The organism is Pseudobutyrivibrio sp. JW11 (assembly GCF_900115355.1).
Lineage (GTDB): Bacteria > Bacillota > Clostridia > Lachnospirales > Lachnospiraceae > Pseudobutyrivibrio > Pseudobutyrivibrio ruminis.
Window position 1 is genome coordinate 155,064 of the sequence record NZ_FOWB01000004.1, and the last position, 14,312, is coordinate 169,375.

At 39.3% G+C, this 14,312-nt stretch carries 13 protein-coding genes; 11 read left to right on the forward strand and 2 right to left on the reverse strand.

Translation table 11 applies throughout. The features are described 5' to 3' along the window. Window positions 1–65: 65 nt before the first annotated feature. Window positions 66–533, reverse strand: coding sequence for a methylglyoxal synthase (locus BM102_RS05975; RefSeq protein ID WP_044933864.1), 468 nt, complete (start codon window positions 531–533; stop codon window positions 66–68). A 111-nt stretch (window positions 534–644) separates the two neighbouring features. Here BM102_RS05975 and BM102_RS05980 point away from each other — a divergent pair, with 111 nt between their 5' ends. Continuing rightward, window positions 645–1,460 (forward strand): Cof-type HAD-IIB family hydrolase, encoded by an 816-nt coding sequence (locus BM102_RS05980; RefSeq protein WP_090480011.1) that lies wholly within the window; start codon window positions 645–647, stop codon window positions 1,458–1,460. On the opposite strand, the gene BM102_RS05985 is transcribed toward BM102_RS05980, so the two are convergent. Further along, window positions 1,457–2,578 carry a 5-methyltetrahydropteroyltriglutamate--homocysteine S-methyltransferase gene (locus BM102_RS05985; RefSeq protein WP_090480016.1) on the reverse strand — a complete coding sequence of 374 codons (1,122 nt, stop codon included), beginning with the start codon at window positions 2,576–2,578 and terminating at the stop codon, window positions 1,457–1,459. The two genes, BM102_RS05980 and BM102_RS05985, sit on opposite strands and share 4 nt — an antisense overlap. Window positions 2,579–2,777: 199 nt before the next feature. Here BM102_RS05985 and BM102_RS05990 point away from each other — a divergent pair, with 199 nt between their 5' ends. The 10 genes from BM102_RS05990 (at window position 2,778) to BM102_RS06035 (ending at window position 14,293) form a co-directional block, all read left to right on the forward strand. Continuing rightward, window positions 2,778–3,680, forward strand: coding sequence for a LysR family transcriptional regulator (locus tag BM102_RS05990; protein ID WP_090480019.1), 903 nt, complete (start codon window positions 2,778–2,780; stop codon window positions 3,678–3,680). A gap of 252 nt (window positions 3,681–3,932) precedes the next feature. Continuing rightward, window positions 3,933–5,741 (forward strand): methyl-accepting chemotaxis protein, encoded by a 1,809-nt coding sequence (locus BM102_RS05995; RefSeq protein WP_090480023.1) that lies wholly within the window; start codon window positions 3,933–3,935, stop codon window positions 5,739–5,741. A gap of 140 nt (window positions 5,742–5,881) precedes the next feature. Continuing rightward, window positions 5,882–6,319, forward strand: a complete 438-nt coding sequence (locus BM102_RS06000; protein WP_044933878.1) for a hypothetical protein — start codon at window positions 5,882–5,884, stop codon at window positions 6,317–6,319. A gap of 17 nt (window positions 6,320–6,336) precedes the next feature. Further along, window positions 6,337–7,065 carry a hypothetical protein gene (locus BM102_RS06005; RefSeq protein WP_090480026.1) on the forward strand — a complete coding sequence of 243 codons (729 nt, stop codon included), beginning with the start codon at window positions 6,337–6,339 and terminating at the stop codon, window positions 7,063–7,065. Window positions 7,066–7,076: 11 nt separating this feature from the next. Then, window positions 7,077–7,544, forward strand: a complete 468-nt coding sequence (locus tag BM102_RS06010; protein WP_049960228.1) for a hypothetical protein — start codon at window positions 7,077–7,079, stop codon at window positions 7,542–7,544. A 179-nt stretch (window positions 7,545–7,723) separates the two neighbouring features. Then, window positions 7,724–8,575, forward strand: coding sequence for a YitT family protein (locus BM102_RS06015; protein ID WP_090480028.1), 852 nt, complete (start codon window positions 7,724–7,726; stop codon window positions 8,573–8,575). 241 nt (window positions 8,576–8,816) lie between these two features. Continuing rightward, on the forward strand, window positions 8,817–10,295 hold the full coding sequence (locus BM102_RS06020) for an AAA family ATPase (RefSeq protein ID WP_090394103.1): 1,479 nt from the start codon (window positions 8,817–8,819) through the stop codon (window positions 10,293–10,295). Between the two features lie 259 nt (window positions 10,296–10,554). Further along, window positions 10,555–11,943: a magnesium transporter gene (gene mgtE / locus BM102_RS06025; protein WP_090480031.1), complete on the forward strand. Its 1,389-nt coding sequence runs from the start codon at window positions 10,555–10,557 to the stop codon at window positions 11,941–11,943. Window positions 11,944–11,960: 17 nt separating this feature from the next. Beyond that, complete coding sequence (locus BM102_RS06030) at window positions 11,961–12,845, forward strand: ribokinase (protein ID WP_090480034.1); 885 nt, start codon at window positions 11,961–11,963, stop codon at window positions 12,843–12,845. Window positions 12,846–13,009: 164 nt separating this feature from the next. Next, window positions 13,010–14,293, forward strand: a complete 1,284-nt coding sequence (locus BM102_RS06035; protein ID WP_044933890.1) for a PhoH family protein — start codon at window positions 13,010–13,012, stop codon at window positions 14,291–14,293. The last annotated feature ends 19 nt before the right edge of the window (window positions 14,294–14,312 follow it).

A 14,312-nucleotide genomic window follows, 5' to 3' on the forward strand; every position in this document is an offset into this window, starting at 1 on the left:
CCAATAAAAGCTATAAAATGATACTAGAAAAGTATATCAAGAGAATGTGTCTATTTTGGGTGGTACTATAGTGTGTTTGCTCGATCAGCAATATTTTTTTGGAAATTGATAACGTCGTGGTCGTAAGGTGTATCCATAAACTCTGATTTAATCATGAAATCAGCAGATGCCTTGTTGACAGCGATAGGAATGTCGTAAACCTGAGCGATTCGCATCAGCGCCTTTACATCAGGATCGTGTGGCTGAGCTGTGAGAGGGTCAGAGAAGAATACGATTAAATCGATTCTGCCTTCTACAACCTTTGCGCCGATTTGCTGGTCACCGCCGAGAGGGCCTGAGTTGTAGCCTCTAACAGGAAGTCCTGTTTTGTCGGAAATCATTCTGGCTGTAGTTCCTGTGCCGCATAAGAAATGATTCTTAAGAATTTCTTTGTTGTCTTCGCACCACTGAATAAGAAGTGGCTTCTTTCCATCATGTGCGATAAGAGCAATGTTTTTTTGTTTCCCAATAGTAAGTGTAATTTTATCTTCCATAAAAACCTCCAGTCATTATTTTTGCTAGTGTTATTTTAATGTTTAACTCTGGATATCACAAGTGAAAAAATCCATTTGACGTAACCTAATCGGCTTGCTATGATATGCCTTATGAAATATAAAGCAATAGCACTAGATTTAGACGGAACTCTTTTAAATAGTAAAAAAGAGGTTAGTAACAAAAATAAAGAAATAATAATGAAGGCTGCAAAGGCTGGGGTAAAGATAATACTTGCATCAGGCCGTCCAGTACCAGGCATAAAGAAGATTGCAAAGCAGCTTCACCTGGAAGAGGTAGGAGGATACATACTGGCGTATAACGGTGGTATGATTATCGATTGCAAGACAGGAGAGGTTGTCCGCAGAGAAACTATTCCTGAAAAGTACTATGCAGATATTCTTCGTTGTGCAAACAAATTCAATGTTTCCACACTTACATATGATTCAGAGGGCATTATTTCAAACGACGAGAATAATCAGTACGTGCAGCTGGAATCAAAAATCAATAACATTCCAATCAGGCAGGTATTCCACCTGGATGAGGAAGCACAGCTTGATCCACCTGTTAAGTTTTTATGCGTGGGTGATCACAAGGTTCTTAGAAATGTAGAAGCAAAGCTTAATGAAAAGTTTAATGGCACTGTTAATGTTTTCTTCTCAGAGCCATTTTTCCTAGAGATAATGCCACAAGGAATTGAAAAGGCATCATCTCTAGAAATATTGTTAGGAAGTCTTGGCATTGATCGCAAGCATCTGATTGCCTGCGGCGATGGTTTCAACGACATTCCTATGATGCGTTACGCAGGTCTTTCTGTGGCCATGGCAAATGCACAGGATGAGACCAAGGAATGGGCTGATTTTATTGCACCATCCAATGATGAAGATGGAGTAGCAGTAGCAATCGAAAAATTCATCGAGCTGAATTAATCGTTCTGCCATACCTCTTCAGCAATTTCTTTTACTAGCTTCAACTTAGCCCACTGTTCTTCTTCGGTAAGCTTGTTGCCGATTTCGCAGGAAGCAAAGCCACACTGTGGGCTCAAAGCTAGACGCTCAAGTGGAATATATTTTGCTGCTTCGTAAATACGTTTTTTGATAGATTCTTTATCTTCAAGCTGAGGACGCTTTGTTGTAATAAGTCCTAGCACTACCTTCTTATCAGAAGATACCTTTGCAAGAGGAGCAAATCCACCAGAGCGAGCATCATCGTACTCAAGGAACAATGCATCCACATTTTCTTTTGCAAATACATAGTCAGCAACTGTGTCGTATGGGCCACTTGTAAAGAAAGTAGAGTGGTAGTTGCCTCGGCAGATGTGTGATGTGATTGTCATATCTGCAGGCTTGTTTTCAAGTGCCAGATTATTAACTTCAAGAAGCTGTCGCTTCACTTCTTCAATATCAATTCCAAGGCTAGCATATCTCTGCTTTGCAGCAGTGCCTACAATAGCACCCCAAGTACAATCATCAAACTGAAGATTACGGCAACCAGCATCGTAGAATTGTTTAATAACATCCTGATAAGCAACAGCGATATCATGAATCAATTCATCATTATTAGCATAGAATTTTCTGGTAGATTCAAAGTTTACAGGAACAATCATCTGCTGAAATGTTTGAGCTGGGGCAGGGATAGTATATTTAGCAACTGTATTTTCATCCTCAAACTGCTTTAAGAATTTATAATACTCAACAAATGGATGCGCCTTTGCTTTGATTTTGCCTACAAGATAAGTGTCATCAAGTAAAGCAAGCTCCCCATCAAAATCAACTCCGCCGCCTGTATTTTCATGGGCAACTCCATCGAATCCCCACATAAAATCAAGGTGCCAGAATGATCTTCTGAACTCGCCATCGGTGATTACATGAAAACCAAGCTCCTTCTGCTTAGCAACAACCTTTGTGATTTCCTCATCAACTACCTTGTTGAATTCATCCTCACTGATTTTTCCTGCTAAGAAATCAGCTTTTGCATCCTTAAGGGCCTGTGGGCGAAGAAAGCTTCCTACAAAATCGTATCTGTATGGTGTCTTAATATTACTCATTTTCTTATTCTCCTTTTGATTACTATAAATATATTGCGCAACGTTCATTAACTTATGTTGAGGATTATAGGCCTAGTTGATTAGTAGGTAAAATATAAAAAATGATAGTTTGACCATAGATAAAATCTATTAAGAAAGTTATAATCAAAAATAAATCTATTAATAATTATGAAGTGGCAATGTATAGGAAGGTGAGAAAATGACCCTAAAACAGCTTAGATACGTAGTAGAAGTAGCAGAAATAGGAAATATTACAGAAGCGGCAAAGAGGCTTTTTATTGCTCAGCCAAGCTTAACATCTGCTATCAGGGAACTGGAAAATGAATATCACATCACCATATTCAACCGTTCCAATAAGGGAATCGAGATCACTCCAGAGGGAGATGAATTCTTAGGATACGCCAGACAGGTGCTGGAGCAAACAAATCTTATAGAAGAAAAGTACACAGGAGCTGGCCACAGCAAGCAGCGTTTTTGCGTATCAGCCCAGCACTATTCCTTTGTAGTGGAAGCATTTGTAGAGCTGCTAAAGCAGTATGGCGGTGACAAATACGAATTTCATATGAGGGAGACCCAAACCTACGATATTATCGAGGATGTGGCAAGGCTCAGAAGTGAAATAGGTATTCTGTATCTGAACAAATTCAACGAAACTGTCATAAAGAAAACCTTACGTGACAATGGCCTGGTATTTCATTCTTTATTTAAGGCGAAACCACATGTCTTCATTGGAAAGAACAGTCCACTTGCCAAGAAGAAAGCACTGACGCTAGATGATTTGAAGGCCTATCCACGTCTTTCCTACGAGCAGGGAAGCCACAACTCCTTTTACTTTTCAGAGGAAATACTTAGCACCATCGATAGTGACAAGGAAATAATTGTAAGAGATAGAGCAACGCTCTTTAATTTGCTGATTGGTCTTAACGGATATACTATTTGTAGCGGTGTTATCAGTGAAGAATTAAATGGTCCAAGCATCATCGCAAAGCCGTTGAAAGTGGACGATTACATGGAGATAGGTTATATCCTTCCTGGCAATGTGCCACAGTCTCAGTTGACAAAAAACTACATTGAAATGCTTATGAAGTATACTAAATCTTAAGAAAAATGGAGAAAGAGTCAGTCCCTATAAAATACATAGCAACTGGCTCTTTTAGAATGTTATCAATCAATAAGTATGTTAACAGATATCTTGCAAAGGTCTATGGGTTTGGCATATTATGTCGATTTGAAGACATAAATGGGTGTGCAACATTTTGAATTATCAGTGAACTATCTGTGAAAATGCAAAAATGTCAGAAATTAAATGCTATAGTAACTGATATAGTCACTATGCCAAGGAGGGGCTTTTACTATGGCAGGAGAAGCAAAGAAGAGGGGGAGTTTAAAGACAATTCTCGTTGGAGTTGTAATGGCATCTGTAATACTTTCTGCAGCTATTGTTTCGGTATTTTCTATTATCAATACCGTAAATACAAACAATACTCAGGTTGATGTTTACAGCTCGAGACTTGTTGAGGATGTTAAGCTTAAATTAAAGCATGAGACAGAAGAAGCAATGAGTATCTGCGCGGTTATGTATGGCAGATACCAGAATGGCGAAATGACACTGGCAGAGGCTGAAAAGGAGTCGGCTGATATTATTCGCGAGCTTAGATATGATGACGGTAACGGTTATTTCTGGGTTGATACATCAAAAGGTGTGAATGTAGTTCTTTTAGGCAGAGATACAGAAGGCCAGTCTAGATGGGATGCTACAGATTCATCTGGAAATAAATATATTCAGCAGATGATTGAAAATGGTATGCAAGAAGGCGGTGGCTATACCGAGCTTATGTTTGCAAAACCAAATGAGACGGAAGAACTTCCAAAGATTAACTATACAGCTTACTATGAGCCATTTGATTGGGTAATGGGTACAGGTGTATGGGTTGATGATTTGGATGTAGTTGTTGCTGAGTATCAGGCACATGCACATCAAGCTTTGATGAAGAGTATCATAGAAACTGTAGTAATTATGCTTGTCCTTGTTATTATAGGTGCTGTTGCAGCCTTCCTTGCAGGAGGCAGAATCACACAGCCTATAACTAAAGCAGCTAATCAGATGATTCGAATGTCTAATAGAGACTTTACAGAAAATGAAGCAATGGAAGAGGTTCGAAAGCTGAAGAGCCATAATAATGAAATAGGTGCAATATCTGAGGCATTGGATTTGATGCATGAAAATATTCGAGACCTCATGATTCAGATTTCAGATACCACATCTTCTGTAGCATCAGCGTCAGAAGAGCTTTCGGCGTCTGCATCACAGTCAGCAGAAGCCAGTGAGATGGTTGCAACTTCTTGTACAAATGTTGCAAACTCATGCTCAGGCCAGATTAGTGCAGTAACAGATGCTAGCTCAGAAACAGATTCATTTGTTACAAATATGCAGGAATTCAAGGAAGCAATTAATCGTTCTTCTGAAATGATTAAATCTACAAATGAAGCTGCTATCAATGGTGCGGCAGATATGACTAATGCAACAGATATGATGAATACCATCAAGGATTCAGTTGAGAACTCTGCAAGAGTAGTAGATGATCTTGGTGAGAGATTAAAGAGCATCGACGAATTTGTTGTTACAATTGCAGAAATCGCAAGCCAGACAAACCTTCTTTCACTGAACGCTTCAATCGAAGCTGCTCGTGCAGGAGAGATGGGTAAAGGATTTGCAGTTGTTGCCAGCGAGATTTCAAAGCTAGCTGACGAATCAAATCAGGCGGCCCAGAAGATTAATGAGCTTATTGCAGCTATCATGAACAATTCTAGAGAGGCTGTAGAGGCTATGAAACAGGGCGCTGAAGAGGTTATCAATGGTTCTGAGCTTGTAAACGAAGCTGGCGAAACATTCAATAATATTGTAAATATGGTTAACTCTATTTCTGAGGAATCCAATACAATGAGCGCCATCGTAGAACAGCTTTCCGGTGGAACAGATACTATCGCAAAGAATATCCATGACATAGAGCAGATGAGTATTTCAGTTGCAGATGAGACTTCAAATGTATCAGCTGCATCTCAGGAGCAGACTGCATCATCATATGAAGTTGCCCAGGCTTCTGACCGTCTTGCAGGTAATGCTCAAGAGCTTCAGGATTTCGTTGCACAATTCTCTTTATAATAGATATGTATATTTTTAGGCAGCTAGTTCACTCTAGCTGCCTTTTCTAGATTTAGTATTAATTTGTCTTTTAGTATACAAATTGTTGTAAAAAAGTGGTAAACTAAATTCAGGATAATACGCATAGAAGGGAGAAGTTTATGCAAAACGAATATAATGGAAAACCTATTTTTAGGCATCGTTATGTAAGCATGGACGAGGAATCCATTCGTGGGGAGATTGATAGACTTCAGGGGGAAATCTACGCTATGCAGCAGACCCTGGAGCTTTTTGGTCATGATAATAATGACATTAAACAGCAGGTGGCTGACAATCAGGAGCGTAATGAAAAATTACTTAAATCTTTAGAGACAAAGGTTAATGACCTAAAGGATTCTCTAGATTATGGCACACCTTTGAAAAAGCAATTGGATAGTGTTACCAAGGATTTTTCAGCAAAAATCGAGGAAGTGTACAATGCGGACAGGCTTAAAAAGCAGGAGAGAAGCATGTCCACTTTGACTAGTCTTACCGTAATAAATACTATTCTTTTGATTGTGCTGATAGGACTGATTGGATATTCAATATTATTTATTTAACTTGGAGTAAATGATTTATGAATTGGGTTGCAGTTAATATTTGTGTTATTATTGTAGGCATTTCTGCTCTTGTAGGTTTGCCTTTCTACTTTAAAAGAAAGAACGCTTTGCAGGCGGCAAGAGAAGAATTTGAATACTACCTTAAGCTGATGGTGCAAATGGACAAACAGTACGCACCACATGTGAGATTGCTTACAAATAATCTTAATACAATTAATTATTGGTTAAAGACAGGCAGGGATCCTAGCGAGAGTGAAGAGGATTCAGAAAAGGCGGAAAAAGAAAACAGATTCTTTGCAGGCTTGATGAATCCGGTAGAGGCTAAAAAATGGAAGGATGCCGTTAAAAAAGCAAAAGAGGATGACGAAGAGGACTTTGAAATGAAGTCGCTTCGTGTAGATGAATTCGAGGTTACTGGTATGGAACCTTCGGATGTAGATCAAGCTAGCATGAAGTTTTGGTACTCTACCGATTTTGGAGAGAATATTTTCTACTGCGTTACTCCAAATGCAATCACAAAGCATCTTTATAAGAATGTTTTGTTTTTTACTACAGCTAGACCAAGCAACATACCTTTAGTATATCCATACAAGTACGAGGGCGCACAGATGCTTTCTTTATACAAGCATCCTGCTCAGACAGTTTGGTTTTTACAGAACTGGAAACTTATCAGAGAGGGGCTTGAAGGGGCAGGAGCTGATACTGTAGCTCTTGACGAGAGCATCACAAACGAATTTGATTTATAAGAGGATTTTAAATGGGAACAAAGGCTGAACAAGAGAAATTCACCAAGGAATTTCTTGAGAGAAAACCTAATAGATGTTCAAAATGCAAAGGTCGTATCCGATATATCGGAGGAGGCCGATACGAATGTTTTGATTGTGGCAATCAGGAAATCGATGATTTCGGCAGAGTCAAGGAATATATCGATGAGCATGGTGCCACACCAGCTATCATCATTTCAGAACATACTGGCGTGCCAGTTGATATTATCAATGGTATGCTTCGCCAAGGGCGTTTGGAGATTCCAGAGGGAAGCCCAGTATATGTGCAGTGCGAAAGCTGTGGCTGCAGCATCCGCTACGGACGCTATTGTCCAGATTGCATTCGTTCTCGCACCAACAGCCTCAAGGGTGTTTTCTTCAACCCAGAGGTAGGAGAAAAGCCTCAGCGCGAGGTAAAGAAGGAAGATGGCCGAATGCACTTCCTAAAGTTTGATAAGTAAGTGGATGATAATTAATAAAGCTAGCATGTATTCGTAACATTCTAGCTTTATTTTTTTATAGGCACTTTAGTCTGCTAATGCGTTACCGTGCTGTGCTGACAAATGTCCGCAAATGGTGTACAATCCAACCTGTTGCGAAGATTATATTCGCTAATTATTTTTATTAAAACAGGTGTGAAATGAAGCAGATATTAAAGACAGCATTGATTGTAGTACTTGGAAATTTTATTTATGCCTTGGGAGTTGCTTTTTTTATTGAGCCATCTGGCTTAATTACTGGCGGAGGCACCGGTATAGCATTGTTCTTTCACCATATGCTTGGTTGGAAGGTCCCTCATGTGGTATTTGTAATAAACACATGTCTATTCCTTATCGGATGGAAGGTGATGGGGCGCAGGTTTGCGGCCAATTCATTACTTTCAACTTTCTGTTTTCCCGTAGAACTTCATATAGCGGAAATACTTGCAGTTTATTTTAGGCCTACTGATGATATAGTGCTTTGCACTGTGTTTGGTGGACTTTTTATAGGTGTCAGCCTGGGAATAGTTATTCGTACAGGCGCATCCACTGGAGGAATGGATATTCCACCTATAGTTCTAAACAAGTTCTTTGGAACCCCTATTTCAGGTGCTATGTGGGTATTTGATATTTGCATTTTAGTATTGCAGGCTTTATTTACAGAAAAGACTTTAGTACTTTATGGAATAATCCTTGTAATTATATATACAAACACTCTTGATAGAATGCTTATCCTTGGAAAGGCAAGAACTCAGATTAAGGTTGTCAGCAAGAAAAGTGACGATATTCGTAGAGCAATTCTTCAGGATATCGACCGCGGTGTTACTGTGATGTATGGTCGCACTGGTTACCTTGGCAAGGATACTGAAATCACTCTTTCAATTGTAACAGCAAGAGAGCTTGCCAAGACTGAGCAGCTTGTTCATGAAATAGATCCAGAAGCATTTATTATTGTAAGTCGTGTTTCAGAAGTTAAAGGACGAGGCTTTACAGAGCAAAAGAAATATTTATAATCATCTGATTATTATCAAATAATTAATTTCATATTGTTGAAAGATAACATGTGGATAACTTATCGAATTTTAAGATAAATTTTGGAGAGTTATCCACATTTTTTATGCAATAGCAAAATATTGCCTCTAAATTAAAAATAGAATGCAAGTATACTTGCAAGATTCTTTCTGAGAACTCTTTACCATGCTAAAGAGTTTTGCTACAATCAAAAAGATAAAAATGGAGATTAAGGAGAGAAAAATGCCAGTATTTGATTTTGCACAGGAAGAAAAAGACAACAGCGAGGCAGTGAAGACATACACTACTTTTCAATCTGATGAGCCTCAGGCCAGTCCAGAAAAGCCTATTATTATAATAGAAGATAAGGATGGCAAGCTGAGCCATCATGTAAATGGTGTGTTTACAAATCCTATTGCTAGGAGCAGCTTTGAAGCTGAGCTTGCAGATGGTGTTATTTCAAAGGATATATTGCGAGTGGATTCTCGTTTTGTCAGCTTGATTGGATGGCTTGGAGAGAATCACATTCCAGTTAGACTTTCTGGTGCAAACACTGAGGACGGCTATGCAGTTTACAAGATTCGCGAGACATCCACAGGAAACGGAAAACTATCATCAGAGGATGGCTTTCTACAGTTTATGATGGAACGTCTCTTTGCTTCTAATCCACCTTCAGAGGAAGAACTGGATGAGGAGGATGCAGAAGACGGAGATGATATGAAGCTTACCAGCATTCAGTCTATCACCGATTTTATTACCTGCGCTGGCAGAACATTTCCTGATAATATTCGCCTTTGGGCTAGAAGAAATCTGGCTGTAGCAAAATCTGCTGAGGTTACAATTGAGGAGAGACGTCATGCTCAAAGAGCTCTTTCAATCATGACAAGTATCCAGTGGAAGAGTGATTATTTTGAGGCCATTGATCCGGTTGAGGCAAGACGAATTCTTGATGAGGAATTGTACGGTCTTGAATCAGTGAAGCAGCGAATTATGGAGACTGTAATTCAGGTTAATCGTACTCATACCTTGCCAAGCTATGGCTTGCTTTTATGTGGCCCGGCGGGAGTTGGTAAATCTCAAATCGCATATGCGGTAGCGCGTATCCTGAAATTGCCATGGACAACTCTTGATATGAGTTCTATCAATGACCCTGAGCAGCTTACTGGTAGCTCGCGAATTTATTCTAATGCAAAGCCGGGAATCATTATGGAAGCCTTTGCAAATTCAGGCACAAGCAATCTGGTGTTTATCATTAATGAGTTGGATAAAGCAAATTCAGGCAAGGGCAACGGCAATCCAGCTGATGTGTTATTAACTCTTCTTGATAATCTGGGATTCACTGACAATTATATGGAATGTATGATTCCAACTATGGGTGTTTATCCAATCGCTACAGCAAACGTAAAGGCTGATATTTCAGCACCACTTATGTCCAGATTTGCAGTAATCGATATTCCAGATTATACAGTGGAGGAGAAGAAAGAAATCTTCCGTAGATTCTCATTGCCAAAGGTTTTAAAGCGAATTGGAATGAGCCCGGAAGAGTGTCAGGTAACAGAAGACGGACTTGATGCTGTTATGGAAAAGTTTGTAATTTCGACAGGAATCAGAAACGTAGAACAGGCCGCAGAGCACCTTGCAGCAAACGCTTTATATCAGATAGAAGTTGATGGTGTAAAATCAGTAGTATTTAATAGAGAAATGGTTGAAAAACTTTGTTAAATGGGGTTTACAAAGTCTTGTTTTTTATGTTATGTTTTTTATGTAAAATTCAAACAATATATTCAAATTAAAGAAAGGAGAACAGCTATGGATAAATCAGACAGTCATGGGCGATTATGCTGCGACGAGACATTTTTTATACATATGATTAGCTGTTCTTTTTGTTAATATCAAAAGAGCTTTGTTTTCATGTAAGTAAGGAATGTCATCGTCATCTAAATCAGACATGACATTCTTTTTTTATAGCGGAGAAAGTAACATGGAAACAAAGGATTTATTAGAGGACATCAAGTTACAAGAAATCATCGACCTGCTACGTTCTAATATCAGCGCAGAGGAGCTTATGGAGGCTCTGGACGATTATCATGAAAACGATATCGCCGAAGCGTATGAGGCACTGGAGCCAGAGGACCGTAGAAGGTTGTTCGATATCTTGGGAGCTGAACGTCTATCAGAGTTTTTCCCTTATATTGAAGATGTAGGTGAATATTTAGCAGAGATTACACCAGAGCAGGCTGCTGACGTCCTGGAAAACATGGATGCCGATGATGCGGTTGATGCTTTGGAAGATATCGAGGATGAGGAAGAGAGAGAGAAGCTCATCGCCCTCATGGATAAGGATGCATCTGCCGATGTACGACTGATTAATTCTTATGATGAGGATGAAATCGGTAGCATGATGACTACCAACTTCATTGTTATCGCAAAGAATTTCACTGTTAAGCAGGCAATGCGTTCCTTGATTTCTCAGTCAAAGGACAACGACAATATCAACACTATTTATGTTGAGGATGAGGACAAGAAATACTACGGAGCTATCGATCTTCGTGATCTTATTTTGGCCCGCGATTACACACCATTGGACGATGTCATCAGTCATAGCTATCCAAGCGTAAAAGCGGATGCCATGATTGCAGATACAATCGAAGATTTAAAGGATTACGCTGAGGATTCTATCCCAGTTCTTAATCCTAACGATGAAATCATTGGTGTTATCACATCTCAGGATATCATCGAGGCCGTAGATGATGAGATGGGTGAAGACTACGCTAAGTTGGCTGGTTTGACTGCAGAGGAAGATTTAAATGAGAGCTTGCCAGAGAGTATCAAAAAGCGTATTCCATGGTTGTTGCTTTTACTTGGCCTTGGTCTTGTAACAAGCTCAGTTATCGGTATTTTTGATAAAGTAGTTGCATCAGTTGCAATTGTTGTTGTGTTCCAGTCATTGATTCTTGATATGGCAGGAAACGTTGGAACTCAGTCACTGGCTGTTACTATTCGCGTGCTTATGGATGAGGAAATTTCAGGTCTTGAAAAGGCCAAATTTGTCCTTAAGGAAATGCGAGTTGGTGGTACAAACGGATTAATCCTTGGTGTATTGGCATTGTTCTTTATAGCCTTATATTTACATGTATTTAAAGGCTATATTTGGTTTGCCGCCTTTAGAGTATCAAGTATCGTAGGATTTTCACTTTTTATTGCTATGATAGTATCAAGCTTTATCGGAACTATAATTCCAATTTTCTTCCATAAGATTAAAGTGGATCCAGCAGTTGCTTCAGGTCCACTTATCACAACAGTTAACGATTTGGTTGCTGTTGTTACATACTACGGATTAGCTGGATTATTATTAGTTGGACATATTTAATGTCTACGGGGGTGCTTATGAAGGTATTAAATTTCGGCTCACTTAATTTAGACTATACCTATCAGGTTCCACACATTGTCAGGGAAGGCGAGACTATTTCTTCTAACGATGTGCAGATGCATTTGGGAGGAAAGGGCTTCAACCAATCTGTGGCATTAGCCAGAGCAGGAGTGCCTGTTTATCATGCAGGTTTGGTAGGAGAAGAAGGTCTGGATTTTTATGATGCATGCCAGGAATGCGGCATCAAAACAGACTATATCAAAACAGTAACCGGCAGATGCGGTCACACCATCATTCAGGTGGATGATGAGGGCCAAAACAGCATAGTTTTATTTGGCGGTGCAAATCAAAAGAACACAAAAGAATACGTGGATGAAGTTCTAAAGAACTTTGAAACAGGGGATATACTTCTTCTTCAAAATGAGGTAAATGAGCTTCCATATATAATTGAGCAGGCCTTTGCAAAGGGAATGACAATTGTTTTGAATCCATCGCCTATGAATGAAATCATAGATGAATGCGATTTGGGCAAGGTTTCTATATTTGTTTTGAACGAGACAGAAGGCCAGCAGCTGACAGGTCAGACAACACCTACCACAATAGTTGCTGCAATGGAAGCAAGCTTTGCTAATGCGAAAGTCGTTCTGACCCTTGGAAAGGGCGGTTCTATTTTCCACCACGGAGATGAGGAATTGTATCAAGCAGCTTTTGATGTGGATACAGTGGATACCACAGCGGCAGGCGATACATTTACAGGATATTTAATTGCTGGAATCCTTAAGAAACAGACTATGAGAGATGTACTTGTGAATGCTTCTAAAGCAGCTGCTCTTGCAGTTCAAAAACAGGGAGCCGCGCAGTCCATTCCATTTATGTCAGAGGTAGAATTATTCAATATGTAATGATAAAACTGGTGCTTTCGGGTACCAGTTTTTTTATTTGGGACAGTTCTAGATGTGGTGTCTATTTTCACAAAGTTTACATACTTTAGCACAAAATGTTGTAGAACTTAGTGCTTAATTGGTATAAAATTAGATTATACAAATTAATAAAGGAGCGTGACCCTATGAAGAAAAACTACGTACTAGACACAAACATCTTGATTCACTGCCCTACAGCACTTTTTGGTTTTGATGACAACAATGTTCTCATCACTACAACAACGTTGCAAGAGCTTGATTCAAAGAAAACTGCTTTTGCGGAAGTGGGCTATGGCGCCAGAGAGAGCATTCGAAACATCGAATCTGTTGAAGGCGATTATGCAAAGGGGGTTACGATGCCAAATGGCGGTACTTTTATCATCGCCAAAGAATCTGAATTTGAAAAGCTGATTCCAGCTGAGTTTTCTCTTGATAGGCCTGATAATAGAATAATCAACTGTGTACTGGGAATTGCAAAGCAATCTGAGCTTGAAACTATTCTGGTTACAAATGATATATCCATGAGAATTAATGCTACAATGTGTGGTTGCGTTGTCCAGGGCTATCACAACGAAATGATTCTTGATAATGAGAATTACACAGGTAGAAGGGATATCACTCCAGAAGATATCGAAAGTCCTTTTAATAAGGGCTTTATAGAAAATGAATTTGGAATTTGCAAGGATGGAAGCAATTCTGCTCTTTATACATTTAAGACAGATGGATGGCACCTATTAAAGGATAGAGATTTTTATACACCTTATTGTCAGCCAAGAAACGTAGGTCAGCGATTTGCATTATATGCGCTATTAGCAAGCCCAGATGTACTGCCGCTTGTTATATTAAAGGGTAGTGCAGGTACTGCTAAGACATTCCTTGCGCTGGCAGCAGGTCTTCAGGGGTATTATCATAACGGATACGATAGAATCATGATTACTAGAAGTAATACACTTTCTGACAATGATTTAGGTTTCCTCCCTGGTGATTTGGAAGAAAAAATGACTCCTTTGATTGCTCCATTTATGGATAACTTGCAGGTTCTTTTGAAGGGACAGAACGAGGAGAAAGAGCAGATTAAGATTCAAATAGAGGATATGTTTGAAACAGGTATCCTTGAGATTTGTTCATTGGCTTATATGAGAGGACGTTCACTGGTTAATTCATATATTATCGTGGACGAAGCTCAAAACTGTACAATTGGTCAGATTTTGGAAATCATCACAAGAGCTGGCAAGGGTTCAAAGGTAGTTCTTCTTGGTGACCCTGATCAGATTGATTCTCCAAAGCTTGACAGAAAGAACAACGGTCTTACATTTGCGGCAGAAAGAATGAAGGGCTCAACTTTATGTGCTCAAATCACTTTCGAAGAAAGTGAAACTGTTCGTAGTCCACTTGCTGCAGAAGGCGCAAAGAGACTGGTAGTTAAATAGTTTACTATTTCTTTTATTA

Bases quoted from the DNA above. Each gene is read 5' to 3' on its own strand.
- BM102_RS06010 (WP_049960228.1), top strand. From the start codon at position 7,077: ATGGGAACAAAGGCTGAACAAGAGAAATTCACCAAGGAATTTCTTGAG.
- BM102_RS05980 (WP_090480011.1), top strand. From the start codon at position 645: ATGAAATATAAAGCAATAGCACTAGATTTAGACGGAACTCTTTTAAAT.
- BM102_RS06020 (WP_090394103.1), top strand. From the start codon at position 8,817: ATGCCAGTATTTGATTTTGCACAGGAAGAAAAAGACAACAGCGAGGCA.
- BM102_RS06030 (WP_090480034.1), top strand. From the start codon at position 11,961: ATGAAGGTATTAAATTTCGGCTCACTTAATTTAGACTATACCTATCAG.
- BM102_RS06015 (WP_090480028.1), top strand. From the start codon at position 7,724: ATGAAGCAGATATTAAAGACAGCATTGATTGTAGTACTTGGAAATTTT.
- mgtE (WP_090480031.1), top strand. From the start codon at position 10,555: ATGGAAACAAAGGATTTATTAGAGGACATCAAGTTACAAGAAATCATC.
- BM102_RS05995 (WP_090480023.1), top strand. From the start codon at position 3,933: ATGGCAGGAGAAGCAAAGAAGAGGGGGAGTTTAAAGACAATTCTCGTT.
- BM102_RS06005 (WP_090480026.1), top strand. From the start codon at position 6,337: ATGAATTGGGTTGCAGTTAATATTTGTGTTATTATTGTAGGCATTTCT.
- BM102_RS05975 (WP_044933864.1), bottom strand. From the start codon at position 533: ATGGAAGATAAAATTACACTTACTATTGGGAAACAAAAAAACATTGCT.
- BM102_RS06035 (WP_044933890.1), top strand. From the start codon at position 13,010: ATGAAGAAAAACTACGTACTAGACACAAACATCTTGATTCACTGCCCT.
- BM102_RS05990 (WP_090480019.1), top strand. From the start codon at position 2,778: ATGACCCTAAAACAGCTTAGATACGTAGTAGAAGTAGCAGAAATAGGA.
- BM102_RS05985 (WP_090480016.1), bottom strand. From the start codon at position 2,578: ATGAGTAATATTAAGACACCATACAGATACGATTTTGTAGGAAGCTTT.
- BM102_RS06000 (WP_044933878.1), top strand. From the start codon at position 5,882: ATGCAAAACGAATATAATGGAAAACCTATTTTTAGGCATCGTTATGTA.